Source organism: Dactylosporangium sp. NPDC006015, from assembly GCF_040614215.1.
In the GTDB taxonomy this organism is placed as follows: Bacteria; Actinomycetota; Actinomycetes; order Mycobacteriales; family Micromonosporaceae; genus Dactylosporangium; species Dactylosporangium maewongense.
Window position 1 is genome coordinate 155,940 of sequence record NZ_JBEXUD010000018.1, and the last position, 26,136, is coordinate 182,075.

Genomic DNA, 26,136 nt, shown 5'->3' on the forward strand with positions numbered 1-26,136 from the left:
GGGAGGGTCAGGCGATGGGCTCGACCCAGATGTTGCGGTAGAACAGGTTGGCGCCGGGGTCGCCGTGGTCCTGCAGGCGGATCTTGCCGGCGGACGGGCCCTCGGCCGCGCCGTTGCCGGTCGGACCGTCGATCGCCACGTTGTTGTGCACCGTGACGCCGTTCCACACGACCGTCACCCGGGCGTTGTCCGTCTTGGTGCCGGAGGCGTTGTACTTCGCCGCGCGGAACGTGACGTCGTACGTCTGCCACGTCTGCGGTGCGGTCGCGGCGTTGCTCGTCGGCGCGATCTTGTTGTAGATCGACGCGCAGGTGTCCAGGCCGGGAGCGGAGGGGACCCCGAACGAGTCGAGCACCTGCAGCTCGTAGCGGTCCTGCAGGTAGATGCCGCTGTTGGCGCGCTGCTGCCCGGTCACGTCGGACGGCAGGTTGGGCAGCCAGAACTCGATGTGCAGCCGGAAGTCGCCGAAGCTCTCCCTGCTGCGGATGTCGCCGCCGAGCACCTCGACCCCGCCGTTGCCCAGCGGCCACGTCACCGCGGCGCCGCCGGAGCCCTCGAACCTGCTCATGTTCTGGCCGTCGAACAGCACGACCCGGCCGGGGTTGGCGCCGCCGGACGCGTACGCCTCGAACTCGTAGATCCGAGCGGCACCGTTGCCGTCGCTGGCCGGGGTGGTGACGTTCAGCCGCAGGTACCGCGCCTGCACGGCGGTGAAGTCGTGCGTCGTGGAGCCCAGCGTGTTGCCGGTGACCGTCGCGACCGTCGTCCACGCGGTGCCGTTGGTGCTCACCTGCAGGTTGAAGTCGCGGGTGTTCCAGGCGCTGTTCTCGCCGCCGGCGCCGGCGTGCTTGAGCACGATCCGGCCCACGCTCTGGCTCGCGCCGAGGTCGACCTGCATCCACTTCGAGGCGCCGAGCGAGCACCACTTGTCGGTGTTGCCGCCGTTGACGCTGCCGTTGACCGCCTTGTCCGGGCCCTCCGCCGTGGCGCACGAGCTGTCGGCCGTGGTGGCCTTGCCCTGCGCCAGGTTCCCGGTCGCCGGCGGCGCCGTGCCGCCGTACGCCTCGAGCTCGTAGACGCGCGCGGCGGCGTTGCCGTCACTGGCCGGGGTGGTGACGTTGAGCCGGATGTAGCGGGCCTGCGTCGCGGCGAAGTTGTGCGTGGTCGTGCTCGCCGTGTTGCCGGTGACGGTCGCGACCGTCGTCCACGCCGTGCCGTTGGTGCTCACCTGGACGTTGAAGTCCCGGGTGTTCCATGCCGTGTTCTCGCCGCCGGTACCGGCGTGCTGCAGCACGACCTTGTTCACGCTCTGGCTGGCGCCCAGGTCGACCTGTAGCCACTTGGTGGCACCCTGCGAGCACCACTTGTCGAGGTTGCCGTTGGTGGTGGTGCCGTTGACGGCCCGCTGCGCGTTCTCCGACGTGCTGCAGGAGCTGTCGGCCGTGGCGGTCTTGCCCAGCGCGAGGTTGACCGGCGGGACCTGGCCCGGGATCGCGTTGAGCGTGTACCAGACCTCGGTGCTCCACAGCGACTGGCCGTTGGCGGCGGCGAACGGCTTGGGCGAGCGGATGTGCACGACCCGGCCGGCCTTCAGCCCGTTGATGACCAGGGTGACCTTCTTGCCGTCGGCGGACAGCGTCGCCGAGGACACCGTCAGCGTCTCCTCGTCGATCTTCGGGCCGCCGTAGGCGGCGGTCGGCACGTACCGCCACTGCTTCACCCGGTACTTGCTGGCCAGGGTACTGGCGGTGGCGGCCGACAGCGGCTGGGTGTACTCCAGCTCGAACCCGTTCGACGTGGCCCGGGTGGCGAGGATGTCGAAGACGTTGTTGCCGTTCGGGGTCAGCTTCTGCAGGCCGTACAGCAGCTTGCCGGACTGGCCCCAGTTGCCGCCGGCACCGAGACCGCCGACGTACACCGCGCCGTCCGGGCCGACGTTGACCTCGGAGACGCCGGCCTCGAGGCCCTGCGTGAGCCGGAACAGGGCGCCCTGGTACTCGCCGTTGACCTTCTCCACGTAGGCGCGCTGCAGGCCGCCGTAGGTGACGTCACCGATGAGGAACTGCCCGGAGTACAGGCCGCTCTGCATCAGCATCGGGGTGCTGGGGGAGTTGCCGATCTCGTTCTGCGGCAGCCACAGCACCGGCTGGCTGATCGGCGCGTTGTCGAACGGGCCCTGCGGGTTGAGGAAGTGGTTGTAGAAGCGGCCCTGCTGGATCTGCAGCAGCTTCGACGCGGGCTGGTAGCCGCCCTGGTTGTCGGTGACGAAGATGCTGTTCTCCGGCCCCCAGCCGATGCCGTGCGGCGTACGCAGGCCGCCCGCGACGTAGGTGACCTGGCCGTTGCTGGCGTTGATCTTGATCGTGGTGCCCCGGTTGGCGATGCCCTGCGGGTTCGTCGTCGCGCCGCCGTAGTCGATGGACACCGACAGGTTCACGTAGAAGAAGCCGTCCTGGTACAGCAGACCGAACGCGAACTCGTGGAAGTTGCCGTCATACGGCCAGGTCGCGACGGTCTGGTACTGGTCGGCGACCTCGTCGCCGGTGGTGTCGACGAGCCGGGTGAGCCGCGCCTTCTCCGACACGTAGACGACGCCGTTGACGACCTTCAGACCCATCGGCTCCTTGAGGTTGCTGCCGATGCGCTTGGTGGTGACGTTGGCCGGCGAGGTCGCCCCGCCGGTGTTGCCGAGGATCCAGACCTCGCCCGCCTGGGAGGTGCCGGACTGGTCGCTGCCGCCCCAGGTCGAGATGACCATGCGGCCGTCGGGCAGCCAGTCCATGCCGGTGACCTTCGGCTCGAAGCCGCTGGGCCGCAGGTTCGTCAGCGTGAAGTTCGGGTGGACCGAGGTCAGCGGCAGGCCGTCGCCGGGGGAGTCGCCGGCCGTCTCGCACTCCTTGCGCCCGGGCGCGGTGACCCGCACGACCCCGGCATCGGTGCTGAGCACCGAGTTCGGCACGGTCACGAACGACGACGAGCCCGGGGTCTGCCACTGCAGCGTGAGCTGCTGCCCGCCGCCCGCCTCGAAGAAGTCGATGCGCAGCGAGTGGTACCCGGTGCCCAGCTGGACGGCGCCGTCCTTGGCGGTCGCGCCGTGCAGCCCGTCGTGGTTGATGACAACGTTGTCATCAACCACGAGACGCGAGCCGTCGTCGCTGATCAGCCGGAACGTGTAGTTGCCGGCCGTGGCGATGTTGACGTTGCCGATGACCTGCGTGAGGAAGTTGTCCTCCAGACCGAACTGGGCCGAGGTGGTCCAGTCGACGGTCGGCATGAGCTTGTCGACGTTCGGCGTCTGTGCGGCCTTCAGCGTGCAGAGGTTGCTCAGGGGTGTCTGCAGGTCGAAGGTGCGCATCGTGACGCCGGGCTCCTGCGGCGGCGGTGCGGCGGCGGCGCCGGCCGAGGGCAGGACCAGCGCCGTGGCGACAAGGGTGGAGGCGAGGGCACCCACGATCGGGATGCGCATGCGCCGGGGCGGGACGGGCACGGTTCCTCCAGGGAAGCGGGACGCTCCGCCCGAAGCACGGCATGCCGCTGACGACGGCGCGCTTCGGACAACGGGCGGGCATCAGTGTCGATGTCCTGCGGGTTGCCTGGCACGCCGATGCCTGGCGCGGTCAATCTATGGGGCTTTCATATCCGTGTCTAGATGTTTCGATGGGGATGCGCGAACTTTCTTACATCTTGATCGGAAGATTTAAGTTTTGCGATCGCATAGGTTGGTCGGGTGACGTTCGACGTTGACCGATGGTGCCGGCGCCACCTCGGCGCACCCGTCGCGGAGGTCGTGTTCAGCGGCGGTCATCTGTCGCGTGTGTACGGCGTCCGCCTGGCCGACGCCCGTGCCGTGGTCGTCAAGGCGCGGGCGCACTCGCCGCGGCTGGACGCGTGCACGGCGGTCCAGCGAGCACTGTGGCAGGCGGGGTTCCCGGCACCGGAACCCCTCGCCGGCCCGGTCGCCGAGGACGGCGTCGCGGTGACCGCCGAGGTGCTCGTGCCCGGGGGAGCGACAGCGCCGTTGACCGAGCCCGCGCGGCGGTTCGCGACGCTGCTCGCCCGTTTCGTCGCCGTCGCCCCGCCGCCGTCGACCCTCGGCACCCTCACCCCCGCGCCGCCATGGACGGCGTGGGACCACGAGGTGCCCGGCATCTGGCCGGCCGCGGACGACCGCGACGACGACCTCAACGCCGCACCCCCGACGCCGTGGCTCGACGAGCTCGGCGCCCACGTCCGTGAGCGCCTCACCCGCTTCGCGCAGACACCGGCCGGCCGCCGGCTCGTGACCGGCCACGGCGACTGGGAGGCCCAGAACCTCCGCTGGACCGGAGACGACCCCCTCGCCGTGCACGACTGGGACAGCGTCATCGCCGCCCCTGAGGCCGTCGTGGTCGGCCTCGCCGCCGCCGTGTGGCCCTGCGGCATGCTGCCCCGCGCCGCGACCGTCGACGAGACCGCGGCGTTCCTGGACGAGTACCAGCGCGCCTCCGGCCGCACCTGGCCGCCCGACGAGCTCGGCGCGAGCTGGGCCGCCGGCCTGTGGGTCTCCGCGTACAACACGAAGAAGGCCACCCTGGACGGACTACCGTGGCTGTCCCAGGACGAGGCCGCCCGCCGCCTCACGCTCAGCGGGACCTGAGCAGCGCCCCGCACGATGTCGAGTCGCCCTCCGCGCGGCAATCGCGTCCCGCTTGATCCGTGAGCAAGACCGACAGGAGACGAGTGGCACCGTGAACCTCCTCGGACGGATCATGTTCGCCGTTCCCAACGCAGTCGTGTTCATCTGCGACTTCAACAACCGGCGGCCGTCGCCGGAATGGGACGGTCCGGAGCAGGTTGTGGCCGCCGGCTCCGTGGAGGCGATCCAGATCAGCGTCGTCCACGGGCAGGTGGGGCTGGCCGACATCCGCGTGGGATGGGGTGAGCCTTCCGCCGGACTGACCGCTGCGTACGAGGGCGGGCTCGACCTGGAGTTCGGACAGCTGATGGTGACCGACGTCAACGACGAGAACGCGCTGGTGATCGGGGTCGAGCCCGGACGGAGGACGGTCAGGGTGTTCATCGACTCGGCGCCCTGGCCGTCCACGATCGAGATACTCATCGACCAGCCGTGACGGCAGGCAGCCGCACGGCGGCTCGCGCTCAGCGGGACCTGAGCAGCAGCACCCCGCACGAGACGACGAGGCAGACCAGCCAGGCGGCGACCGTGGCGACCGCGGCCACCACGTACCAGACCGCGAGTGTGACCAGCCCGCGCCGCCGCCGCGTCCGGGCGCCGATCTCCCCGTCGACGTCCACGCCCGGCAAGGTGGCAACGGTCGATGCGGCCGCCGCCCCCGCTCACAGGTCGAACAGTGTCTCGCGCTGCGGTGGGTCCAGCACCTTCCGGAGGCTGAGCACGGTCCGGTGCCAGGCCGGGGCGTTCTCCGGGTCGGCCCAGTCGTCGTCGTGCCACGCCTGGGTCGCGGTGATGCGGTCCAGCGCGTCGACGGCGAGGCCAGTGAACGACCGCGGGAACGGCGGCATCGCGGTGGTGGGTCCGTAGGAGCCGCGGATCGGCTCGCCGCCCTCGCGCTGCGCCGCGACCAGCGCGGCCGCCGCCACCGCCCGCGCGGCCTCGATGACGCCGAACTCGCCGCCGGGGCAGGAGGCGATGTCGGCGTCGGTGGTGGCGGCGGTCCGCGTCAGCAGCTCGCCGACCATGGCGACACGCTGCTCGGGCGCCGCCTCGTCGAGCTCGCCGGCGAAGTCCGCCGCGGCGTCGTTGCCGAACGACGTGCCGTCCCAGAAGCTCACCGGACGGGGTCAGCCGGTTTCGCCGTCGATGCGCTGGCGGAGGAGGTCGGCGTGGCCATTGTGGCGGGCGTACTCCTGGATCAGGTGCAGATAGACGGCGCGCAGGGACATCGGGCCGCGCAGCGAGTCGATGAAGCTGTCGTCGAGGGAGGCGGACGCTACCGCGGCACGGGAAGACCGCCATTCGGCGACGAGCCGGTCGTAGTCGGCCTCCGCCGTCTCGCCGTCGGCCTCGTCGAAGGCGGCGTCCTTCGCGTCGGCGCGGCGGTACAGGAACGGCACGGGCGTGCCGCGGAAGCGGGTGTTGAACCACTCGCGCTCGACGTCGGTGACGTGGCGCAGCAGGCCGAGCAGGGACAGGGTCGACGGGGGACAGGAGCGCTGCGCCAGCTCCTCGCCGGTCAGGCCGGTGCACTTGCCCACGAGCACGGCGCGTTGCCAGTCGAGGAAGCCTTCGAGGAGGGTCCGCTCGTCGGCGACGAGCGAACCCCCGAACGGTGGCGGCTCGGGTGCGGTCCACGTCATAGGTGGATCATGCCATGCGCGGAGACTCAGCCGAGGATGTCCGGTTTGACCGAGAGGAGGGTGTCCTCGACGGCGGCGACGACGTCGCGCGGGGCGTGGGCGAGGAAGAGCGCGGCGAGGGCGAGGTCGACGACCCGCGTGTAGTGGGCGTCGGTGACCCCGAGGCCGCGGTGCGAGTCGCCGAGCTCGCGGCCGGTGTACTCGGCCGGCCCGCCGAGCACCTGGGCGAGCAGCGCCGCCATGTGCCGCTTGAGCGACTCGACGGTGACGCGCTCGAAGTAGGGGGACAGCTCCTCGTCGGTGAGGATCCACGTGTACAGCTGGTCGACGACGTGCTTGATGGCCGGGCCGCCGCCGACCCGGGCGTACATGGAAACCGCGGTCGTCATCATCGCCTCACTGGGGTGAAAGGGCATCGACGGGCGGCAGTGTAGCCACGGTTTGTTTCGGCCGATGACCGAGTCGTGTCGCAGCGGGAACGGTGACGTGGCAACGTATGCGGTATGTCCGTCCATCCCCGCGCCGGAGCTCAGGCGCAGCGCTCCGACCTCGTCGACGTCCCGCGACTCATCACCAGCTACTACGCCGAGCACCCAGACGTCGAGGACCCCGCGCAGCAGGTCGCGTTCGGCACGTCCGGGCACCGCGGTTCAAGCCTGCGCCGCTCGTTCAACGAAGACCACATCGTCGCCGTCAGCCAGGCGATCTGCGAGTACCGGGCGGCCCAGGGGTACACCGGGCCGCTGTTCCTCGGCAAGGACACACACGCCCTGTCGGAGCCCGCGACGGTCAGCGCCCTCGAGGTGTTCGCGGCCAACGGGGTGCAGGTGCTCGTCGACAGCCGCGACGGGTACACGCCGACGCCGGCGCTGTCACACGCGATCCTCACCCACCGGCACCTCGGGGCGGACGGTGTCGTGGTCACCCCGTCGCACAACCCGCCGGAGGACGGCGGCTTCAAGTACAACCCGCCGCACGGCGGGCCCGCCGACACCGACGTCACGAAGTGGATCCAGGACCGGGCCAACGCGCTGCTCGCCGACAACCTCAACGGCGTCAAGCGCATCCCGTACGCGCGGGCGAAGGAGGCGGCCGGACGGTTCGACTTCCTCGCCGCGTACGTCGACGACCTGCCGTCCGTCATCGACATGGCCGCGATCGCCGACGCGAAGGTCCGCATCGGCGCGGATCCGCTCGGCGGGGCCAGCGTCGCGTACTGGGGCGCCATCGCCGAACGGCACAAGCTGGACCTGACCGTGGTCAACCCCGACGTCGACCCGACGTTCGGGTTCATGACCCTCGACTGGGACGGCAAGATCCGGATGGACTGCTCGTCGCCGAACGCGATGGCGTCGCTGATCGGCAAACGCGCCGACTACCAGGTGGCGACCGGCAACGACGCCGACGCGGACCGGCACGGGATCGTCACCCCCGACGCGGGCCTGATGAACCCCAACCACTTCCTCGCCGTCGCCATCCAGTACCTGTTCCAGGCCCGCGACGGCTGGCGCGCCGACGCGGCCATCGGCAAGACGCTCGTGTCGTCGTCGATGATCGACCGGGTCGCGGCGGATCTCGGCCGGACCCTCATCGAGGTCCCCGTCGGGTTCAAATGGTTCGTGCCCGGGCTGCTGGACGGCTCCGTCGGGTTCGGCGGCGAGGAGAGCGCCGGCGCGTCGTTCCTGCGCCGCGACGGACAGGTGTGGACGACGGACAAGGACGGCCTGCTGCTGTGCCTGCTCGCCGCGGAGATCATCGCGACGACCGGCCGGTCGCCGAGCGAGCACTACGCCGACCTCGTCGCGCGGCACGGCGCCCCGGCGTACGCGCGGATCGACGTCGCCTCCACCCGGGAGGAGAAGGCGGTGCTGGGCAAGCTGTCGCCGGAGCAGGTGACGGCGACCGAGCTGGCCGGTGAGCCGATCACGGCGAAGCTGACCGCCGCGCCCGGCAACGGCGCCCCGATCGGCGGGCTGAAGGTCGTCACCGCGTCCGGCTGGTTCGCGGCGCGGCCGTCCGGGACCGAGGACGTGTACAAGGTGTACGCCGAGTCGTTCCAGGGCCCGGAGCACCTGGAGCGCATCCAGCAGGAGGCCCGCGGCGTCGTCTCCGCCGCACTCGCCGGCTGACCGGAGCCGGCCGGGAACGCGAAGGCCCGGCCGCCGCGGCGGCCGGGCCCTCGAACGACTTCGAGCGACGGTGGATCAGGCGGCGCGGGCCGCGGCCGGACGCTGCTTGAACGCCCGCTGCAGCTGCACCACGATCGACCACGTCACCTCGCCGACCGGGCGGGCGCCGTTGACCTGGATGAGCAGCTCACGCTGCTGGTAGTAGTCCAGCAGCGGCCGGGTCTTCTCCTCGTACACCTTGATGCGGTGCTTGATGACGTCGACGGTGTCGTCTGCGCCGCGGGCCCGGGCCAGCATCCGGCGGGTCAGCTCTTCCTCCGGGACGTCGAGATGGACCGCGATCTGCACGCCGACGCCGAGGGCACCGGCCGTGCGGTACGCCGCCTCGGCCTGCTCGACGGTCCGCGGGAAGCCGTCCAGGACGTAGCCGCCGTCGGTGTTCGCCGCGAGGACCGGTTTGCGGAGCATGTCCATGATGATCGAGTCGGGGACCAGCTCGCCCTTGTTGACCAGCTCCTCGACCGTGCGGCCGATCGTCGTGCCCTCCGCGATGTTCCTGCGCAGGAGGTCGCCGCTGGCGATGTGGGTGATGCCGAACTGCTGCGCGATGAGCTGCGCCTGGGTGCCCTTACCGGCCCCGGGTGCGCCGATCATCAGGATCCGCTTCGCGCGTGGTGCCGCCGACTGCATTGTCATCTGCACACCCCTTCTTGGCGTTTGAGGTGAAAAAGGTGGTGAAACGGGTGCCGGCCGACGCCGATGGTCCAGCATCCCACCTCGATGTCCGAGGTGGGCTGTGTGTCAGCTGTGAATTACCGCATTGCGATCCATGGGTCCGGTAGGGAATACCGGACCCATGGATGGGTAACCGGACCTACCGGGTGCCGAGCAGGTCCACCACGAAGACGAGCGTCTCGTTGGGCTTGATCAGGCCGCCGCCGGCACCCCGGGCGCCGTAGCCCAGGTGCGGCGGGATGACCAGCTTGCGCCGGCCGCCGACCTTCATGCCGGCCACGCCCTGGTCCCAGCCGGCGATGACCTGGCCCTGGCCGAGGCCGAAGTCGAACGTGCCGCCACGGTTCCACGACGCGTCGAACTCCTTGCCCGTCGACAGCGAGACGCCCACGTAGTGGACGCTGACCTGCTGACCCGGGCGGGCCTCCGCGCCGTCACCGACGGTGAGGTCCTCGATCACCAGGTCGGCGGGCGGCGGGCCGTCGGGCAGGGTCACGTCGGGCTTGCTGAGCGCCATGCGAAAACTCCTCGGCGGGATGCGGTTGCTGCGGTACCTTGCAGCGTCCATCCTGCCGTACGCGCTGACGTGTGGCGCGCGACCACCCCGCAAACAGCCCTTGGATGAGGCGGAGGGCGCGTCGTACATTGAAGGCGATGACGGACGGCAAGCGCCCCTGCGCGCCGGTGCGGCAAGCGTACTGGCTGGTCATCGGCGCCCTCGCGCTGGCCGCGACGCAGGCGGTCGCGGCCGCGATCCTCCTCGCCCGGTTCGGCGCCGTCCACCGGGCACACGGGCCGTGGTCGGTCGCCGAGCAGGCCCAGGCCGACAGCGTCCATGCCCGGCTCGCCGTCGCCGTCGTCCTCGGCGCCGGGATCGCCGTCCTGCTCGCCGGCGCCGCGCTCGCCGTCCCGCGCCGCACCACCCGCACCCGTGCCGCCGTCGGTGGCGCCGCCGCGTTCGCCGGGACCGCGCTGCTGCTCGGCGTCACCCTCGCCGCCGACAACGCCGTCCTCGCCGCCGGTGCCGCGGAGCTCGCGGACCTGGAGCGGCTGCTGCCGGTGTGGTTCTCGGCACTGTCGTCGGGCGTGGTCACCGGCGTCGTCGTCCTGCTCGGCGCCGCGCTGCTGCGGATGGGCCGGGACGCCGCCGTCGAGTACTACCAGCACCACCGCCCGCCGACCCGCTGGCGTGGGTTCACCTCCTGGCACGACATCGTCAACCGGTGATCACGGCTTGGTGAACGGGGTCGCCCGGCGCGGTGGCGGTCCTTACCCTGGCGGCGGTGAACGACGACCTCCGGCTCGACCCGCCGCCCGCCGCCGTCCGGCAGGCGTTCTGGCTCGCCGCCATCGGGCTCCTGCTGATCCTCGCCAAGACCGTCGCCGGCGCCACGCTCCTGGCCGGCTTCGACGACACCTACCAGGCCATCAAGCCCTCGAACCCGTTCGACGTCGGCGACGAGGTCGCCGACGCCATCGAGCTGCGGCTCACCGTGGCTGTGCTGCTCGGCGCCGCGCTGACGCCCCTGCTCGGTCTCGCCGCGGCCGCCGTCGCCCGGCGCGCCGACACCAGCCGCGGCCTCGTCGGGGTCCTGGCGCTCGTCGCCGGCGGCGCGCTCGTCCTGGGCGTGGTGTTCAGCCCCGAGAATGCGGCCAGCCCCTTTGACGCCGCCTCCCTCGCGTGGCTCGAGACGCTGATCCCCGCCTGGTTCCAGACGCTGTCCTCGGTGGCGGTGTTCGGGGTGGTGCTGCTGTTCGGCGTCGCGTTCCTCCGGATGGGCCGGCCGGCGGCCGCCGGGTACTACCAGGACTACGATCCGGACGCACGGTGGGGTGGCTACGGGTCCTGGCTGGATCTCCTCCGCCGCGGCTGATGAGCGCCCACCCGGCGCGGCCTACCCTGGACGGGATGGCCGCCAGCCCAGCCCAGCGCCGCCGCCCGGCCGCCCCCGTGCGGCGGGCGTTCTGGCTGGTCGTGGCCGCGATCGTCCTGCTCGGCGCGCAGACCGCCGCGGCCGCGGTGCTGCTCGCCCGGTTCGCCGGGGCCTACGCCGCGCACGGCCCGTGGAGCATCCGCGAGCAGGAGCAGATCGACAGCATGCACATCCGGCTGGCGCTCACCGTCGTGCTGGGCGCCGGGATGGCGTTGCTGCTCGTCGGCGTCGCGACGGCGGTCCCGCGCCGGCACACCGGCACCCGGCTGCTGGTCGGGTCCGCGGCCCTGCTCGCCGGGGTCGTGCTGCTGCTCGGTGTCGTCGTCAACCCCGACAACGCGCTGCTCGCCTACGGCGCGGCCGAGGAGCAGCATCTGTACAAGGTGCTGCCGCTGTGGTTCTCCGCGCTCTCCTCGACCGCGGTCACGGGCGTGCTGGCGGCGCTGACCGCCGCGTTCGTGCTGCTCGGCCGGGACGCCGCCCACGACTACTACCAGTACCACGGCCCCGACAGCGCCTGGACCGGCTTCAGCGGCTGGTCGGCCGGGACCCGCCGGACCTAGGCTCGGGCGTCGAGGAGGGTGTCGGGGAGGGCGTCGAGCATCGCCTCCGCCACGCCGGTCGCGCTGGCCGGGTTCTGGCCCGTGACGAGGCGGCCGTCGCGGACGACGTGCGGCTGCCACGGCGCCGCGCCGGTGTGCCGCGCGCCGAGCGCCTCGAGGCACCGCTGCAGGGAGAACGGCACCACCTCGGTCAGCCCGACCGCCTGTTCCTCCTCGTCGGTGAACCCGGCGACGTCCCGCCCCGCGACGAGGTGCCCGCCGCCGGTCAGCGTGACGCCGACCAGCCCGGCCGGCCCGTGGCAGACCGCACCGACGACGCCGCCCCGCTCGTACACCTGCCGCACCAGCGACTGGAGCGCCGTGCTGCCGGGGAAGTCCCACATCGTGCCGTGCCCGCCGGCCAGGAACACCGCGTCGAACGCGGCCGGGTCGACGTCGGCGACGGCCGGGGTGTCGTGGCCGAGGGCGGCGAGGAAGTCCTCGTGGCCGTCGGTGCCGCCGTCGCGGGGCGGGTCGCCGCCGAGGACCGACGCCACCGTCACGGTGTGCCCGGCCTTCGTGAACACCTCCCACGGGTGCGCCGCCTCCGACACGTAGAAGCCGGTGCTCCGGCCGGTGTCGCCGAGGGTCGCGTGGCTGGTCAGGACGATCAGTGTCGCTGTCATGCGGACAGCTTCGCCCGCCGGAAGCCATCGGCGCCAATAGTCTCAGGCGGGCATTACCATAGGAATTCCTATGGCGATCTCCCTCGACCTGCTGCGCACGTTCCTCGCCGTGCACCGGGAGGGCTCCGTCACCGGCGCCGCCCGCCGCCTCGCCCTGTCGCAGCCGACCGTCACCGCCCAGCTCCAGGCCCTCGAGGCGGCGCTCGGCCGGCCGCTGTTCGTGCGGCAGCCCCGCGGCGTCACCCCGACCCCCGCCGCGGACCTGCTCGCCCGGCAGGTCGCCGGCCCGCTCGACGACCTCGCCGGCGTCGCCGAACGCCCCGAGGAGGGCACCGTCCGGCTCGGCGGCGCCGCCGAGTTCCTCACCGACCTGGTCCTGCCCGCGCTCGCCGGGCTCGTCGCCGGCGGCCTGAAGCTGCGGGTCACGCTCGGCCTGTCCGACGACCTCGCCGACGCGCTCGGCACCGGCGCCCTCGACCTGGCCGTCCTCACCAGCCGCCCGCGCCGCCGCCAGCTGCGCGCCGAGCCGCTCTACGACGAGGAGTTCGTGCTCGTCGCCGCGACCGCCCGCGACGTCGCGACCACGCCGCTGGTCAGCTACGCCGAGGAGCTGCCGATCATCCGCCGGTACTGGCGCAGCGTCTTCGACCAGCGGCAGCACCGCACCGCCGACGTGGTCGTGCCCGACCTGCACGCCGTCCGCGCCCTCGTCCTGGCCGGCGCCGGGTGCAGCGTGCTGCCCGAATACCTGGTCCGGGCGGACCTCGAGGCGGGCCGCCTGGTGCTGTTGCACGACCCGCCGGTCCCGCCGCTGAACACGCTGTTCCTCGCCCACCGCGACGGCCCGCTGCCCCCCGCCGCGGCCGCGGTCCGCGCCCGGCTGCTGGCCACGTTCCGCGGTGTTTCGCCAACCGAAACGTTGCCGCGCTAGGTTCGAGCGGTGACCCAGCCTTTGGACCTGCCCCGCACCGTGGGCGAGCTGCGCGCCAGCGGCCACCGGTTCCGCACCGTCAAGGAAGAACTGCGCGACAACCTCCTCGCCAAGCTCCGCAGCGGCGAGCCCCGATTCCCCGGCGTCGTCGGCTACGACGACACCGTCCTGCCCGAGCTCGAGCGGGCCATCCTGGCCGGCCACGACCTGGTCCTGCTCGGCGAGCGCGGCCAGGGCAAGACCCGCGTCATCCGGGGCCTCGTGTCGCTGCTGGACGAGTGGACCCCGGTCATCGCCGGGTCGGAGCTCAACGAGCACCCGTATGCGCCGATCACGCCCGCGTCGCGGCGCCTCGCGACCGAGGCCGGCGAGGCGCTGCCGGTCGACTGGCTGCACCGTTCGATGCGCTACGGGGAGAAGCTCGCCACCCCGGACACGTCGGTCGGCGACCTGATCGGCGACGTCGACCCGATCCGGGTCGCGCAGGGCCGGACCCTCGGCGACCCGGAGACCATCCACTTCGGACTCGTCCCGCGCACCAACCGCGGCATCTTCGCCGTCAACGAGCTGCCCGACCTCGCCGAGCGCATCCAGGTGTCGCTGCTCAACGTGCTGGAGGAGCGCGACATCCAGGTCCGCGGCTACCAGCTGCGCCTGCCGCTGGATGTGCTGCTCGTCGCCAGCGCCAACCCTGAGGACTACACCAACCGCGGCCGGATCATCACGCCGCTCAAGGACCGCTTCGGCGCCGAGATCCGCACCCACTACCCCCTCGACCTGGAGCTGGAGACCGACCTGATCCAGCAGGAGGCGCAGCTCGTGGCGCAGGTCCCCAGCCACGTGATCGAGGTCCTGGCCCGGTTCACCCGGGCCGTGCGCGAGTCGCCGGCGGTCGACTCCCGCTCCGGCGTGTCCGCCCGCTTCGCCATCGCCGCGGCCGAGACCGTGGCCGCGTCCGCGCTGCGCCGCGGTGGGCTGCTCGGCGACGACAAGCCCGTCGCCCGGGTCGGCGACACGGTCAGCGTCACCAGCACCCTGCGCGGCAAGGTCGAGTTCGACAGCGGCGAGGAGGGCCGCGAGATCGAGATCCTCGCGCACCTGCTGCGCACCGCGACCGCCGACACGTTCCGGTCCCGGCTCGCGGGCCTGGACCTGTCCGGCTTCACCGACCTCGTCGCCGAGGGGCAGGTCATCGAGACCGGCGAGCTCGCCGGCGCCGACGACATCCTGCAGCAGGTCGGCACCGTGCCCGGCCTGGCGAAGGTCCTGGAGCGGCTCGGGCTCGGCGACGCGCCCAGCCGCGGCGAGGCCGCCGCCGGCATCGAGTTCGTCCTGGAAGGCCTGCACCTCACCAGACGGCTGTCCAAGGACCTCACCGAGGACGGCCGCACCGTCTACGGAGGCTGAGCACGTGCGTCACAACAGGTTCCGGTACGGGGCGTGGCGGGGCGGGCCCGACCCGCTCGCCCCGCCGTACGACGTGCGCGCCGCCGTCGACCAGGTCGGCGCCGAGGTCCTCGACGGCGGCAGCCTCCGCGACGCCCTGCGCAACCTGCTGCGCAATGGTCCCCAGGGGCCCGACGGCGGCCGCGGCCTCGACGACCTCCTCGCCAGGGCGCGGCGGCTGCGCCGGGAGGCTCTTCGACGCGGCGATCTTGATGGCGCTGTCACCCGTGCGCAACAGCTCCTCGACCAAGCGGTCGCCACCGAACGCGACGCTCTGTCAGCGGTCGATTCTGACGACGCCCGCTTCGCGGAGACACAGCTGGCCAACTTGCCACGGTCGACATCTCGCGCAGTTGCTGAATTGTCCGAATACAACTGGACTTCGCCCGAGGCGAAGGCGCTCTACGACCAGATCCTCGACCAGCTGCGCGACGAGGTCGTCGGGCAGCGGTTCCAAGGGATGAAGGACGCCCTGCAGGACCCGGCGACACGCGAGCGCATGCAGCAGATGCTGCAGGACCTCAACGGCCTGCTCGCCAAGCACGCCCGCGGGGAGAACACCGACGACGCGTTCGCGCAGTTCATGGCGCAGCACGGCGACTTCTTCCCCGAGCGGCCCGGATCGGTGGACGAGCTCGTCGACGCGCTCGCTCGCCGCGCCGCCGCGGGGGAGCGGCTCATGCGCTCGCTCAGCCCGCAGCAGCGCGCCGAGCTGCAGTCGCTGATGGAGCAGTCCCTCGGCAGCCTCGCCGGGGAGATGGCCGCCCTCACCGACAACCTCCGCGCGCTGCGCCCCGACCTGAACTGGGGCCGCGGCGAGCGGGTCCGCGGCGACCGCGACCTCGGCTACGGCGAGGCCGCCGGCGCCCTGGAGGAGATCGGCGACCTCGACGACCTGATCGACCAGCTCGGCCAGGAGCACCCCGGCGCCACCCTCGACGACGTCGACGTCGAGTCCGTCGAACGGCAGCTCGGCCGCTCCGCCGCCGACGACCTGCGCCGGCTGCGGGAGCTGGAGCAGCAGCTGCGCCGCCAGGGCTGGGTCACCCGCGGCGCCGACGGACTCACGCTCAGCCCGAAGGCGCTGCGCCGGCTCGGCGGCACCGCCCTGCGGACCGTCTTCGCCGACCTCACCGCCGGCCGGCGCGGGCAGCACGACCTGCGCGACGCCGGCGCCGCGGGCGAGCTCACCGGGGCGTCCCGGCGCTGGCAGTACGGCGACGAGCAGCCGATCGACGTCGTGCGCACCATCGGCAACGCGGTGCGCCGCCAGGCCACCGGCGGCACCGCCGTCCTGCCGATCGGGCTGGACGTCGAGGACTTCGAGATCGCCGAGACCGAGCGGCGGGTGTCCGCCGCCGTCGCGCTCTGCGTCGACCTGTCCTTCTCGATGATGGCCGACGGCCGGTGGGGCCCGATGAAGCAGGCCGCGCTGGCGCTGTCCCACCTCGTCGCGACCCGCTTCCCGCAGGACGCCCTCCAGATCATCGGGTTCGGCCGGTACGCGACGAAGCTGTCCGTCGAGGAGCTGGCGGCCGTCGAGCCCGACTACGTGCAGGGCACCAACCTGCAGCACGCGCTCATGCTCGCGGGGCGGCACCTGCGCCGGCACCCGGGCTCCGACCCGGTCGTCCTCGTCGTCACCGACGGTGAGCCGACCGCGCACCTGCTCGATGACGGCACGTCGTACTTCCGCTGGCCGTCGACCCGCGAGACGGTCACCGCGACCGTGCACGAGGTCGACCAGCTCACCCGCTACGGCGCGGTGCTCAACCTGTTCATGCTCGGCGAGGACCCCGGCCTGCGCCGCTTCGTCGATGCCGTCGCCCGGCGCAGCGGTGGGCGGGTCTTCACCCCGGACGCCGATGACCTGGGCAAATACGTCGTCTCCGACTACATCCGAGCCCGCCGGGGCCGCCGCGGGTGATCGGTGTTTCAGAAGTCGAGGGGGAGGGGTACCTGAAGAACGTCCATGCAACACCCCCTCCTCCCCGGGAGCTGAAGATGATCGTCCTCGGCCTGATCCTGTTCCTGCTCGGGCTCTTCCTGCACGTCGGCATCCTGGAAACGATCGGCATCGTGTTGCTGATCGTGGGCGCGGTGCTCTGGATCCTGGGTGCCGTCGGCCGTCCCCTCGCCGGACGCCGTCACTATTGGTGACCCTCTTACGCAACCCGATGGCCGGCGGTCCCCCCGCCGGCCATCGCCGTTTCCGGGCACTTGCCGACTATGGCCATACGGCCCTATAGTGGAGTCGCTGGCGCCGCGACGGCCCGCCGAGTTCTCAGCGCATTCTTTCTGCCCTTACGCAAAGAATGGCGCTGACCTGCGGGCGCCCGCCGGCTTCGTTCGGATGCGAAAGGTCGGCGGCGGCCCGCAGAATTCGCTGGGATTGATCGCTATTTCCGGCGCTTCCCGCCTCTCATGATGTTGGCTTGTCACCCGGGTGAATGATCCACCCGGGGCAGCGGTCCGACGCCATGGAGGCTCGAATGCGCACCACAGGACATCGGCACAAACGCACCGGGGCAGCGGCCGACGCGGCCCTCATTCTCGCGGCGCTCGCGGCCGTCTTCGGGTTCGCGGCGCTCGCGGTGGCCTGGGGGCTGGACCCCATCCAAGTGGCCGCGCTCGTCGCGGCCGTCACCGCCGCCGCCGGGCGGCTCGTCTCCCGGGTCAGGCCCCGCCGGCCTGGTGGGACGCAGTGGGGGCCTTCCGCTGCAACGGAAGACCCCCGTCCCCAGATCGCTGAACCCTCGAGAAGGTCCGACCGGGAGCTCCACGGTCCTTACGACGGCCCGCTCGGCGGGTCGAGTGACCGTTACGTCACTGAATGCGGCGACGTTACCTCATTGTTGTCATCGCATCCAAGACCCGACAGTGTGGATGCGAATGAGGTCACGGCAGTGACGTCCGCCGATACGGTGGAAGTCGATGAGCCGGTCGGCGACGGTGGCCACCGACTGGACAGTCACACCTCCGCCGCGCGGCCAGTCCAGTCCCGGCCTGCCTACTGATCGGTAGGCAATTACTCACGACGATGTGTCGGCAATCCGGACCGCGCATGACTGGTAACCGCGCGAGCCGGATGGCAAACTGCCGCAAGTCGGGATGCGTGCCGTGCGGCTGCAAACGGACGGCGCCATGACGCTTTCCCCGACCCGCAGATCGCTGATCCAGGTGAGGCGACGCCCTACCGCCCCTCAGTAGGGCGTCCCCGCCGGAGCGAACACCCTCGAGAACTGTCGGAAATCACCGGAACGAGAGCGAGCCCGTCCATGCTCGACGCCCGTGGCGATGACGGCCACGCACCCCACCCCACCGACGCACGACGCCGCGGCCGCCCGGTCAAACCGGTGGTCGGCTACCACCCGCCCGCCGGCTTCGCCCACCGGATGCGGCGGGCCCGCGAGGCGGACGGCAACCCGTCCTACCAGGTCATGGCGCAGCGCGTGAACAGCAACCAGACGACCCTGTCGAAGGCCGACAGCGGCCTGCAGATCCCGTCCTGGGAGCACCTCGAGCTGTACCTGAAGAGCGTCAACGAGGACCCGTCCACCTTCGACGAGTGGCGCGCCGCCCGAGCGGACGCCATCAGCCGGGCGGCCCGGTTCCAGCCGGACCTCGGCGACGACGCCGACCGGCCCGCGGCGCGGCGCGCGCTCAGGTCCCTGATCGCGGCGCAGGGCGTCGACGAGCAGACCATCGGCCGGCGCCGGGCGGAGACCGAGGAGCACGGTGCGCCCGCCGAGCTGCCGGACCCCGTCCCGGCGGCGCAGCGGCTGCGCCCCCGGCCGCTGCTACCCGCCCGGTGGACCGACGACGAGCTGCTGTGGCGGCTGTACCTCAGCGGCGGCACCCCGGACGCGGCCGAGCAGTGGAAGGCCCGCCTCGAGCAGCTGCCGCCCGGGCCACCGCCGTGGCGCCGCCGCGGCGTGGTCGTGCCGGCCGTCGCCGCGGCCCTGGTCGTCCTCACGGTCGCGGGCCTGTGGCTGGCCGGCGGCACCGGCGGGACGCCGGCCCGCACCGGCGTCGCGGCGTCCGGCGGGCCGGCGCGCACGCCGACCCCGCCGCCACCGACCCTCACGCCCGGCGCGCCGGCCCAGGCGGAGCTCGACGCCGTCATCGCCGCGATCGACCCGGCCGAGGCGGCGGCGGGCGAGCACGCGCACGTCGACGTCGTCATCACCACCTACGGGCCGCCGCCGGAGTACCTGAACACCACGAGCAACGTGAACGAGGAGCTCGACTGGTCGCCGGCGGCACCCGGCCGGGTCAGGACCTACGGCACGGGGGCGACGTCGTCGCCGGAGCCGCTGCCGCCGGGCCCGCCCGCCGGGGCGGCCGGGCCGCCGAGCGCCGACCCGGTCCAGCTGCAGCGGACCCTGGAGGGGATGGAGCGCCCCGGCGCCGCGGCACTCCTGCGGCGGCTCGGGGAGCTGTGCGTCGCCTACCCGCTGCGCGCGCCGGAACGCATCGCGGTGCTGCGGATGCTGCGCGGCACGCCCGGCCTCGCATACCGGGGCAAGACCATCGCCGACCGGCTGGGGCTGCCCGGCAAGGCGTTCAGCGCCGACGGCCCGGACGGCGTCCGCGAGACGCTCGTGTTCGACCCCGGCACCGGCCGCCTGCTGGTGCACGAGTCCACGATCCAGCGGCAGAACGGCGTGCCGGTGACCACCCGGCAGATCGTGTACGTGCGTTCGGTGTGGGACGACCAGCCGGACTGAGCGGTGCTGCAACTTGCAGATCGGGCCGGTCGCCCCCGTGGCGGCCGGCCCTCGGTCACCGTCCGTCAGTCGCGCCGCGACGGCCCGCAGGTCGGCGAGCCCGCGACAGGACGTTACGGTCCGTACGACGATTGATAAATCGTTGAGAATTCGACGGAGGTGACGAGCAGGCAGTACGCCGGAACGTATTCATTCATGGCACAGTCTGTACACGGCCATGGTGACCACGCTCGGTGGCGAATACGGTCGCGCCAACGGCGTGCACCTGGAGCGGTCCGGGGGGATCCGCGGGTGACACGCAGTCACCGCACCGCGTCCCGGTCCGCTGAAACGTGGGGGTTCAGCCATGATCCGTGCCCTGACACTCGCCTGCTTCGCCGTCGTGGCGATCACCACGACCGCCGCGCCCGCCGCCGCGGCACCCGTCACCGCCGGCGCCGCGTCGTACCTCGCCGAACACCCCGGCGGGACGGTCGTCGGCGCCAACGAGATCAGCTACGACGGCGGCCGGTTCGTCGTCACGCTGGCGCCGCCCGCGCCGTCACCCGAGCACGTCGACGCGTACGTCGACTGCCCGTCGGGATGGTTCTGCTTCTACGACCGCGCGGACTTCGGCTACCCGCGCGGCAAGCTGTCCTCGTGCGGGTGGCAGAGCCTCGCCACGTACGGCTGGCAGGGCCGCGTCGAGTCCGCCTACTACAACCTCAGCCGGGGCAGCGTGCAGTTCTTCGACTACGGCACCGGCCTGTTCAGCGTCGGCGTCGGGTACCGGTCGATCGACTTCGTCGGCGGCGCCACGAACCGCGCCACCGACGTGTACCGCTACTGCTGACGCCGCTGCAGGCCCGGGCGCGACACACCGGGCCACCCCGGCGCTACTGCTGACGCCGCCGGAAGAGCCGGCCGAACCGTGACGGGGAGGCCGGCTTCTCCGTACGGGCGGGCGCCGCCGGTACACCCGACACCTCACCGGCGAGGGCCAGCATGTCCGGGACCATGCCCGGCACGATCCGCACCAGCGCCGACAGCGAGTCCCTGATCGTCACCGCCCTGGTCCGCGACGCCCGCACCGCGGCCAGGAACCGGCGGCCGACCGTGTCACAGACCTCCACCCGGCACGCCGGGTCCAGCCACGCCGCGACCGTCAGCGCGAAGAGCGCCGCCTCCGTCGTCCAGTCCTCGACGCCCCACGCGAGGTCGGTCAGCAGCCGCCGCTGCGCGGCCGTGTCGCCGGGGTCGGCCGGGTTGCGCAGCTCGCCGCAGTGCAGCAGGCCGAGGCACGCGAACACCTGCGCCGACCGCTCCCACCAGCCGTCGGGCAGCTCCGCGAACCGTTCGGGCCGCGCCGGCGGGTGCACCAGCAGCGACAGCAGCTGCTCGACCGGCAGCTCGCCGAGCGGCATCGCGTGGTCGTAGGCGGCGACCGGGTGCGGCCACACCGGACCGGCGATCCCCGCCAGGAGCGCCTGGCTGGCCGCGGCGGCGGGCTCGACCGTCGGAAAGGCGGTGGTCCCGTCGTACCGCCACAGCACCCGCACCTCCCGCAACGGCCGCACCAGGTCGGCGGCGGGCGCGCCCTCCACCCGCACGGTGACGCCCGGCAGCTGGCGGCGCAGCACCGCGAGGGCGCTGGGCACCTCGAGCGCCGACAGCGACATCCCGCCGTCCATCGTGCCCCGCTCGCCGGCCGGGATCCGGTGCAGCGTGTTCACGCACGCCTCGGTCGGGCCGGTGACCCGGCCGAGCCAGGGGAGCCGCTCGCACGCCTGCGCCAGGTCGGCGTGCTCGTGGCTGACGACCGGGTGCTCGCGGATGAAGTCGGCGAGGGCCACCAGGTGCCGCGCGTCGCCGTCGCGCTGGAACCGCAGCCGGTGCACGGTGTGCACCGCACAGTCGTAGTCCGACCGGCGGCGCATCCCCTCCTCCAGCAGCTCGATCGCCTCGTCGACGCGGCCGGAGTCGGCGAGCCAGTTGGCCATGTCGGCGCACAGGTCGACCTCGTCCGGCGCCGCCCGCCACGCCGCGCGCATCACCTTCAGCGCCGCGTCGAGGCGGCCGTCGGCGCGCAGGGCGTACGCGTACCAGACCGACGTCAGCTTGTCCGGGTGCAGCCGGTGCCCGCGGGCGCCCCACCGGACGGCCTCCGCCGTGTCGCCGAACCGGCGGCCGAGCCCGGCCGAGGCCCCGTGCAGCAGCGCGTGGTCGGGGTGGGCGCGCAACGACCGCCGGGCGAGGTCCAGCCACACCTCGTTGGCCTTCGCCACCGGCGGCGGTGCCGGGTCGCCGAGCCGCTGCATCACCCCGACGAAGAGCCTGGCGAGGTCGTCGGGGTCCAGGCCGGCCGGGTCGGCGGCCCGCACCCAGCTGACGTCCGCCCACGGCTGCTCCGGGTCGAACCCGGTCGCCTGCGCCAGCATCCGCAGCGCCCCGATCGGGTCGGCCTTCGCCGTCACGTGCGCCCGCGCCACGACCGTGCCGATGAACGCCGGCTCCCGCAGCGGGAACAGCTCCGCGACGTCGCCGCCGGCCCGGACGGTCAGCGCCGCGAGCAGCTCGTGCACCTCCGGCAGCCCCGGCGCCCACGCGATCGCGCCGGCGATGTGGTTGGCGGCGTGCTCGAGGTCGTCCTCGGCGAGCGCCACCCGCGCCAGGGACAGCTCGCCGTGCGCCTGCGCCACCGGGTCTTCGACATCGTCGGCCACCCGCGGAGAGTAGAGCACGCCGAACGGATGACGTCGGGCGGCGTGTGGGCAGCGTCGGTCGTCGATGCGCGGTAGCGTCGCCGCATGACCGAGGTCCGACCCATGCGCGAGCTCGCACCGCACCTGGTCTGGGAGGCGGTGCTCCTGCTCGCCGCCGGCGCCGTCGTCGCCGGCCTGCTCAACGCCAACTCCGCCGTGTTCAGCCGCGGCCAGTCGTGGGCGGGGCTCGCGATCCTGGGCTTCGCCGCCTGCGGACTGGCCCTGTCGCTGCGCACCGCCACCCCCAACCTGGCGATCGGCTCGATCGCGGTCCTCGCCGGCTGGGTGTACGCCGACCAGGTGAACGACGGCACCTCCGTGCCGGCCGCGTTCCTGGTCGCGGTCCTCGCCGCGTTCGGCGTCGGCCTGGCGCTCGCCCTGCTCACCGGCCTCACCGCGCTGCCCGCGTGGGCGGTGACGCTCGGCGGCGGGTTCGTCGTCTCCGCGGCGCTGCTGCAGGCCACCGAGGGCCGGCTGGTCCCGGTCACCGGCGCCGCCCGCGCTTCCGGCGGCTTCGGCGCGTGGGTCGCCGTCTTCGTCGCCGGGTCGATCGCGGGCGCCGTGCTGTTCGCGCTGCCGGCCGTCCGCCGCGGCCTCTCCGCGAACCGTCCCTCGGGCGGCGAGGACCCCGCCCGCTGGCGGCCGGCGAAACTGACCGGCGCGCTGGTCGGGGTGGCCGGCTCGGCGGCGCTCGCCGGCGTCGCGGGGGTCTTGTCGACGCGGCTGACCAGCGCGGCCGTGTTCACCGAGACGGGGCACCTGCCGTATGCGCTCGCCGCGGTGCTGCTCGGCGGGGTCAGCGTGGTCGGCCGCCGGGCGGGCGTGTTCGGCGTCGTCCTCGGCGTGTTCATCGTCGACGGGGTGCGCCGCTGGCAGCTGATCGAGGGGGCGCACGCGGCGACGACGCTGCTGACGACCGGGCTGCTCGCGGTGGTGGGGCTGCTCGCGGTCTGGCTGCTGGAGCTGGTCGGGCGCCGGCTGGCACCACTGGCGGCCGCCCCGGTGGGGAGTCCTGCCACCGGTGTCCTGCCGGTTGCTCCTGGGTTCGCGCCGCCGCTGGTGTACGACGTGAGCCCGCCCCTGTCCGGACCGCCCTCCGGGTATCCGCCGGGTCCGGCGCCGGCGGGGATCCCGGCGCAGTCGACCGGCTTTCCCGCGCCGCCGCCGCCGACCGTGGACGGTCCCGTGTTCGGGCAGCCGACGTACCCCAGCCCGCCGCCGGAGCCGCACCCGGGTGCGATCCCGCAGCCGTGGACGGTCCCCGGCATGGGCGGTCCCGCTCGGCAGGTGCCCTCGCAGCCGGCCTCGCCGCCGGTCAGCGGCCCGCCGAACTCGGACCCGCCGGCCGGCTACCCCCAGAACCCGCCGCCTGCCTGGCCCCCGCAGAACTGACGGTCACATCGACGGCTCGACCAGCGCGGGGTGCCGGGACCCGGGCGGGGCGAACCACGCCTCCTTGGCGTCGCGCACCGCCATCTCCACCCGCAGCCGCGAATAGGGCTCCATCGGCGGCAGGTCGGCCGGGTCGAACCAGCCGACCTCGAGCGACTCGTCGTCGTTGACGGTGGCGGTGCCGCCGGCGACGCTGCACAGGAACGTCACATTCAGGTATTCGCACCGGTCGCCGTTGGGGTAGTGCACGGGGTGCATGGCGACGCCGAGGAGCCGCTCGACCCTCACCTCGACGCCGGTCTCCTCCCGGACCTCGCGCACGACCGCGTCGGCGGGCTGCTCGCCGGGCTCGACCACGCCGGCCAGGACCGCCCACCCGCCGGTGTCGCTGCGGCGGGCGAGCAGCAGCCGGCCGCGGTCGTCCACGACGATCCCGCTGACCCCGGGCAGGAGCAGCAGGTCGTGCCCGATGTGCGCGCGCATGGTCCGGACGTATCTAGGAACTCCCATGCGGCGAACCTACCCGGACCGTGCCCAGCACCCGTGTCACCGTCACCACGATGACGACCCGCTGCGGGTTGGGGCGGGGCGTCCTGTACCGGTCGGCGTAGCGCCGCTCGGCGTCCGCGACCGCCTCCGGGTCGGCGTCGATGACGGCGGTGCCCTCCAGAGTCGTCCAGCGACGCCCGTCGACCTGGCAGATCGCGACCCGCGGGTTGGCGCGGACGTTGCGGACCTTCTGCGACGTGCCCGACGTGATGATCCGCGCGATGCCGGTCGTCTCGTCGTAGGTGGCGCCGACGGGCGCGACGTGCGGGGTGCCGTCCCGGCGGATCGTGGTGACCGTGCACAGGTGCCGTTCGGTCCAGAACTCCTCGCTCACCTGACCGTGACCTTCCCGTCGTGCACGTCGACGTGCCGGGTCGTGTGGACCGCCGCCAGCATCCGCCGGTCGTGGGTGACCAGCAGCAGCGTGCCGGGGTACCCGTCCAGCGCGGACTCCAGCTGCTCGATCGCCGGCAGGTCCAGGTGGTTGGTCGGCTCGTCGAGCACGAGCAGGTTGACGCCGCGCCCCTGCAGCAGCGCCAGCGCCGCCCGGGTCCGCTCGCCGGGTGACAGGCTCGCCGCGGGACGCAGCACGTGGTGCGCCTTGAGGCCGAACTTCGCCAGCAGCGTCCGTACATCGGCCGGCTGCTGGTCCGGCACGGCCTCGCAGAACGCGTCCAGCAGCGGTTTCGCCCCGACGAACAGGCCGCGGGCCTGGTCGACCTCGCCGACGACGACGCCCGGCCCGAGCGCCGCGGTGCCGCTGGCCAGCGGGACGCGCTTGAGCAGCGCGGCGAGCAGCGTGGACTTGCCCGCGCCGTTCGCACCGGTGATCGCGACCCGGTCCGCCCAGTCGACCTGCAGGTCCACCGGCCCGAGGGTGAACTCGCCGCGGGTCACGACCGCCCGGTTGAGCGTCGCGACGACCGCCCCGGCGCGCGGCGCGGCGGCGATCTCCATCCGCAGCTGCCACTCCTTGCGCGGCTCCTCCACCACCTCGAGCCGCTCGATCAGCCGGTCGGTCTGGCGGGCCTTCGACGCCTGCTTCTCCGTCGACTCGATCTTCTTGCCCTTGCTGACCTTGTCGTTGTCGGGCTGCTTGCGGCGGGCGTTCTTGACGCCCTTCTCCATCCACGCGCGCTGCATCCGGGCCCGCGCCTCGAGGTCGGCCTTCGTGTCGGAGTACTCGTCGTACGCCTCCCGGGCGCGCCGCTTCGCGATCGCCTTCTCCTCCAGGTACGCCGCGTAGCCGCCGCCGAAGAAGTTGACCTGCTGCTGGGCGAGGTCCAGCTCCAGCACGCCGGTGGCCGTGCGGGCCAGGAACTCCCGGTCGTGGCTGACGATCACGGCGCCGGCCTTGAGGCCCTGGACGAACCGTTCGAGCCGCTCCAGGCCGTCGAGGTCGAGGTCGTTGGTGGGCTCGTCCAGCAGGAAGACGTCGTACCGGGACAGCAGCAGCGACGCCATCCCGGCCCGGGCCGCCTGCCCGCCGGACAGCGCCGTCATCGGCAGGTCGAGGTCCACGGCCAGCCCGAGGTCCGCCGCGACGGCCACGACGCGCTCGTCGAGGTCGGCGCCGCCGAGCGCCAGCCAGCGCTCCAACGCGTCGGAATACTCGTCCGGGTCCTGCTCGATCCGCTCCGCGGCGGCGTCCATCCGCCGCTGCGCGTCGGCGACCCCGGTGCGCCGGGCCAGGAACTGCAGCACCGTCTCACCCTCGCGGCGGTCGGGCTCCTGCGGCAGGTAGCCGATGATCGCGGTCGGCGGGTTGAGCCCGAAGCCGCCCGCCTCGGTCGGCAGCAGCCCGGCGAGCGTGCGCAGCAGTGTCGACTTGCCCGCCCCGTTGGCCCCGACCAGGCCGATCACGTCGCCGGGCGCGACGACGAGATCCAGCCCGGAGAACAACGCCCGATCGCCGTGACCGGCCGCGAGCTCCTTCACCACCAGCGTGGCGCTCACCAGTTACCTCCGCAGTTTCTGTCGTACCCCGCGCATATTGTGTCTCA

26 protein-coding genes are annotated in these 26,136 nt (G+C 72.8%); 14 read left to right on the forward strand and 12 right to left on the reverse strand.

Annotated elements, in window-relative coordinates:
- Positions 1-7: 7 nt before the first annotated feature.
- Positions 8-3,487 (reverse strand): discoidin domain-containing protein, encoded by a 3,480-nt coding sequence (locus ABZ321_RS29915; RefSeq protein ID WP_354897365.1) that lies wholly within the window; start codon positions 3,485-3,487, stop codon positions 8-10.
- A 240-nt stretch (positions 3,488-3,727) separates the two neighbouring features.
- Between ABZ321_RS29915 and ABZ321_RS29920 the strand changes: the two genes are divergently transcribed.
- Both ABZ321_RS29920 and ABZ321_RS29925 read left to right on the forward strand, forming a co-directional pair.
- The gene (locus ABZ321_RS29920) at positions 3,728-4,636 is read left to right on the forward strand and encodes a hypothetical protein (RefSeq protein WP_354897368.1); all 909 of its coding nucleotides are present in this window, start codon (positions 3,728-3,730) and stop codon (positions 4,634-4,636) included.
- 91 nt (positions 4,637-4,727) lie between these two features.
- Entirely contained in the window at positions 4,728-5,111 is a 384-nt protein-coding gene (locus tag ABZ321_RS29925) for a hypothetical protein (protein WP_354897371.1), read from the forward strand.
- A gap of 28 nt (positions 5,112-5,139) precedes the next feature.
- On the opposite strand, the gene ABZ321_RS29930 is transcribed toward ABZ321_RS29925, so the two are convergent.
- From ABZ321_RS29930 to ABZ321_RS29945, 4 genes are read right to left on the reverse strand one after another with little or no spacing between them, the layout of a single operon-like run.
- Complete coding sequence (locus tag ABZ321_RS29930; RefSeq protein WP_354897374.1) at positions 5,140-5,295, reverse strand: hypothetical protein; 156 nt, start codon at positions 5,293-5,295, stop codon at positions 5,140-5,142.
- A 42-nt stretch (positions 5,296-5,337) separates the two neighbouring features.
- Complete coding sequence (locus ABZ321_RS29935; RefSeq protein ID WP_354897376.1) at positions 5,338-5,793, reverse strand: DUF4259 domain-containing protein; 456 nt, start codon at positions 5,791-5,793, stop codon at positions 5,338-5,340.
- Positions 5,794-5,802: 9 nt separating this feature from the next.
- On the reverse strand, positions 5,803-6,318 hold the full coding sequence (locus ABZ321_RS29940; RefSeq protein ID WP_344505074.1) for a DinB family protein: 516 nt from the start codon (positions 6,316-6,318) through the stop codon (positions 5,803-5,805).
- A gap of 26 nt (positions 6,319-6,344) precedes the next feature.
- The gene (locus tag ABZ321_RS29945) at positions 6,345-6,707 is read right to left on the reverse strand and encodes a group 1 truncated hemoglobin (protein ID WP_354897379.1); all 363 of its coding nucleotides are present in this window, start codon (positions 6,705-6,707) and stop codon (positions 6,345-6,347) included.
- Between the two features lie 114 nt (positions 6,708-6,821).
- Here ABZ321_RS29945 and pgm point away from each other — a divergent pair, with 114 nt between their 5' ends.
- Complete coding sequence (gene pgm / locus ABZ321_RS29950) at positions 6,822-8,447, forward strand: phosphoglucomutase (alpha-D-glucose-1,6-bisphosphate-dependent) (RefSeq protein ID WP_344505069.1); 1,626 nt, start codon at positions 6,822-6,824, stop codon at positions 8,445-8,447.
- Between the two features lie 75 nt (positions 8,448-8,522).
- On the opposite strand, the gene ABZ321_RS29955 is transcribed toward pgm, so the two are convergent.
- Both ABZ321_RS29955 and ABZ321_RS29960 read right to left on the reverse strand, forming a co-directional pair.
- Positions 8,523-9,143 (reverse strand): adenylate kinase, encoded by a 621-nt coding sequence (locus ABZ321_RS29955; protein WP_344505068.1) that lies wholly within the window; start codon positions 9,141-9,143, stop codon positions 8,523-8,525.
- Between the two features lie 178 nt (positions 9,144-9,321).
- The gene (locus tag ABZ321_RS29960; RefSeq protein ID WP_344505067.1) at positions 9,322-9,699 is read right to left on the reverse strand and encodes an FKBP-type peptidyl-prolyl cis-trans isomerase; all 378 of its coding nucleotides are present in this window, start codon (positions 9,697-9,699) and stop codon (positions 9,322-9,324) included.
- A 137-nt stretch (positions 9,700-9,836) separates the two neighbouring features.
- Between ABZ321_RS29960 and ABZ321_RS29965 the strand changes: the two genes are divergently transcribed.
- The 3 genes from ABZ321_RS29965 to ABZ321_RS29975 are packed head-to-tail and all read left to right on the forward strand — an operon-like array spanning position 9,837 to position 11,679.
- On the forward strand, positions 9,837-10,409 hold the full coding sequence (locus ABZ321_RS29965; RefSeq protein ID WP_354897384.1) for a hypothetical protein: 573 nt from the start codon (positions 9,837-9,839) through the stop codon (positions 10,407-10,409).
- Between the two features lie 56 nt (positions 10,410-10,465).
- Positions 10,466-11,056, forward strand: a complete 591-nt coding sequence (locus ABZ321_RS29970) for a hypothetical protein (RefSeq protein WP_354897387.1) — start codon at positions 10,466-10,468, stop codon at positions 11,054-11,056.
- 35 nt (positions 11,057-11,091) lie between these two features.
- The gene (locus ABZ321_RS29975) at positions 11,092-11,679 is read left to right on the forward strand and encodes a hypothetical protein (RefSeq protein ID WP_354897390.1); all 588 of its coding nucleotides are present in this window, start codon (positions 11,092-11,094) and stop codon (positions 11,677-11,679) included.
- On the opposite strand, the gene ABZ321_RS29980 is transcribed toward ABZ321_RS29975, so the two are convergent.
- A complete protein-coding gene (locus ABZ321_RS29980) occupies positions 11,676-12,344 on the reverse strand; it encodes a type 1 glutamine amidotransferase domain-containing protein (RefSeq protein ID WP_354897393.1) in 669 nt (222 codons plus the stop codon). The two genes, ABZ321_RS29975 and ABZ321_RS29980, sit on opposite strands and share 4 nt — an antisense overlap.
- 70 nt (positions 12,345-12,414) lie before the next feature.
- On the opposite strand from ABZ321_RS29980, the gene ABZ321_RS29985 reads away from it, so the two are divergent.
- The 7 genes from ABZ321_RS29985 to ABZ321_RS30015 all read left to right on the forward strand — a co-directional run bounded on the left by ABZ321_RS29985 (position 12,415) and on the right by ABZ321_RS30015 (position 20,283).
- Positions 12,415-13,275 (forward strand): LysR family transcriptional regulator, encoded by an 861-nt coding sequence (locus ABZ321_RS29985; RefSeq protein WP_344505060.1) that lies wholly within the window; start codon positions 12,415-12,417, stop codon positions 13,273-13,275.
- 9 nt (positions 13,276-13,284) lie between these two features.
- A complete protein-coding gene (locus ABZ321_RS29990; protein ID WP_344505059.1) occupies positions 13,285-14,682 on the forward strand; it encodes a sigma 54-interacting transcriptional regulator in 1,398 nt (465 codons plus the stop codon).
- Positions 14,683-14,686: 4 nt separating this feature from the next.
- Entirely contained in the window at positions 14,687-16,648 is a 1,962-nt protein-coding gene (locus tag ABZ321_RS29995; protein ID WP_354897396.1) for a hypothetical protein, read from the forward strand.
- Between the two features lie 77 nt (positions 16,649-16,725).
- Positions 16,726-16,881 carry a DUF6131 family protein gene (locus tag ABZ321_RS30000; protein ID WP_203853177.1) on the forward strand — a complete coding sequence of 52 codons (156 nt, stop codon included), beginning with the start codon at positions 16,726-16,728 and terminating at the stop codon, positions 16,879-16,881.
- A 332-nt stretch (positions 16,882-17,213) separates the two neighbouring features.
- A complete protein-coding gene (locus ABZ321_RS30005) occupies positions 17,214-17,738 on the forward strand; it encodes a hypothetical protein (protein WP_354897399.1) in 525 nt (174 codons plus the stop codon).
- A 261-nt stretch (positions 17,739-17,999) separates the two neighbouring features.
- Positions 18,000-19,451: a hypothetical protein gene (locus ABZ321_RS30010; protein WP_354897402.1), complete on the forward strand. Its 1,452-nt coding sequence runs from the start codon at positions 18,000-18,002 to the stop codon at positions 19,449-19,451.
- Between the two features lie 346 nt (positions 19,452-19,797).
- A complete protein-coding gene (locus ABZ321_RS30015) occupies positions 19,798-20,283 on the forward strand; it encodes a peptidase inhibitor family I36 protein (RefSeq protein WP_344505055.1) in 486 nt (161 codons plus the stop codon).
- 43 nt (positions 20,284-20,326) lie between these two features.
- Here the strand turns inward: ABZ321_RS30015 and ABZ321_RS30020 are convergent, their stop codons facing one another.
- The gene (locus ABZ321_RS30020; RefSeq protein ID WP_354897404.1) at positions 20,327-22,153 is read right to left on the reverse strand and encodes a tetratricopeptide repeat protein; all 1,827 of its coding nucleotides are present in this window, start codon (positions 22,151-22,153) and stop codon (positions 20,327-20,329) included.
- An 84-nt stretch (positions 22,154-22,237) separates the two neighbouring features.
- Here ABZ321_RS30020 and ABZ321_RS30025 point away from each other — a divergent pair, with 84 nt between their 5' ends.
- Positions 22,238-23,584 carry a hypothetical protein gene (locus ABZ321_RS30025; protein ID WP_354897407.1) on the forward strand — a complete coding sequence of 449 codons (1,347 nt, stop codon included), beginning with the start codon at positions 22,238-22,240 and terminating at the stop codon, positions 23,582-23,584.
- A 3-nt stretch (positions 23,585-23,587) separates the two neighbouring features.
- On the opposite strand, the gene ABZ321_RS30030 is transcribed toward ABZ321_RS30025, so the two are convergent.
- The 3 genes from ABZ321_RS30030 to ABZ321_RS30040 are packed head-to-tail and all read right to left on the reverse strand — an operon-like array spanning position 23,588 to position 26,089.
- A complete protein-coding gene (locus tag ABZ321_RS30030) occupies positions 23,588-24,094 on the reverse strand; it encodes an NUDIX domain-containing protein (RefSeq protein WP_344505052.1) in 507 nt (168 codons plus the stop codon).
- Positions 24,081-24,467: a PPOX class F420-dependent oxidoreductase gene (locus tag ABZ321_RS30035; RefSeq protein ID WP_344505051.1), complete on the reverse strand. Its 387-nt coding sequence runs from the start codon at positions 24,465-24,467 to the stop codon at positions 24,081-24,083. Before ABZ321_RS30035 ends, ABZ321_RS30030 begins: the two co-directional genes overlap by 14 nt.
- Positions 24,464-26,089 (reverse strand): ABC-F family ATP-binding cassette domain-containing protein, encoded by a 1,626-nt coding sequence (locus ABZ321_RS30040; protein WP_354897410.1) that lies wholly within the window; start codon positions 26,087-26,089, stop codon positions 24,464-24,466. Before ABZ321_RS30040 ends, ABZ321_RS30035 begins: the two co-directional genes overlap by 4 nt.
- Positions 26,090-26,136 lie beyond the last annotated feature (47 nt).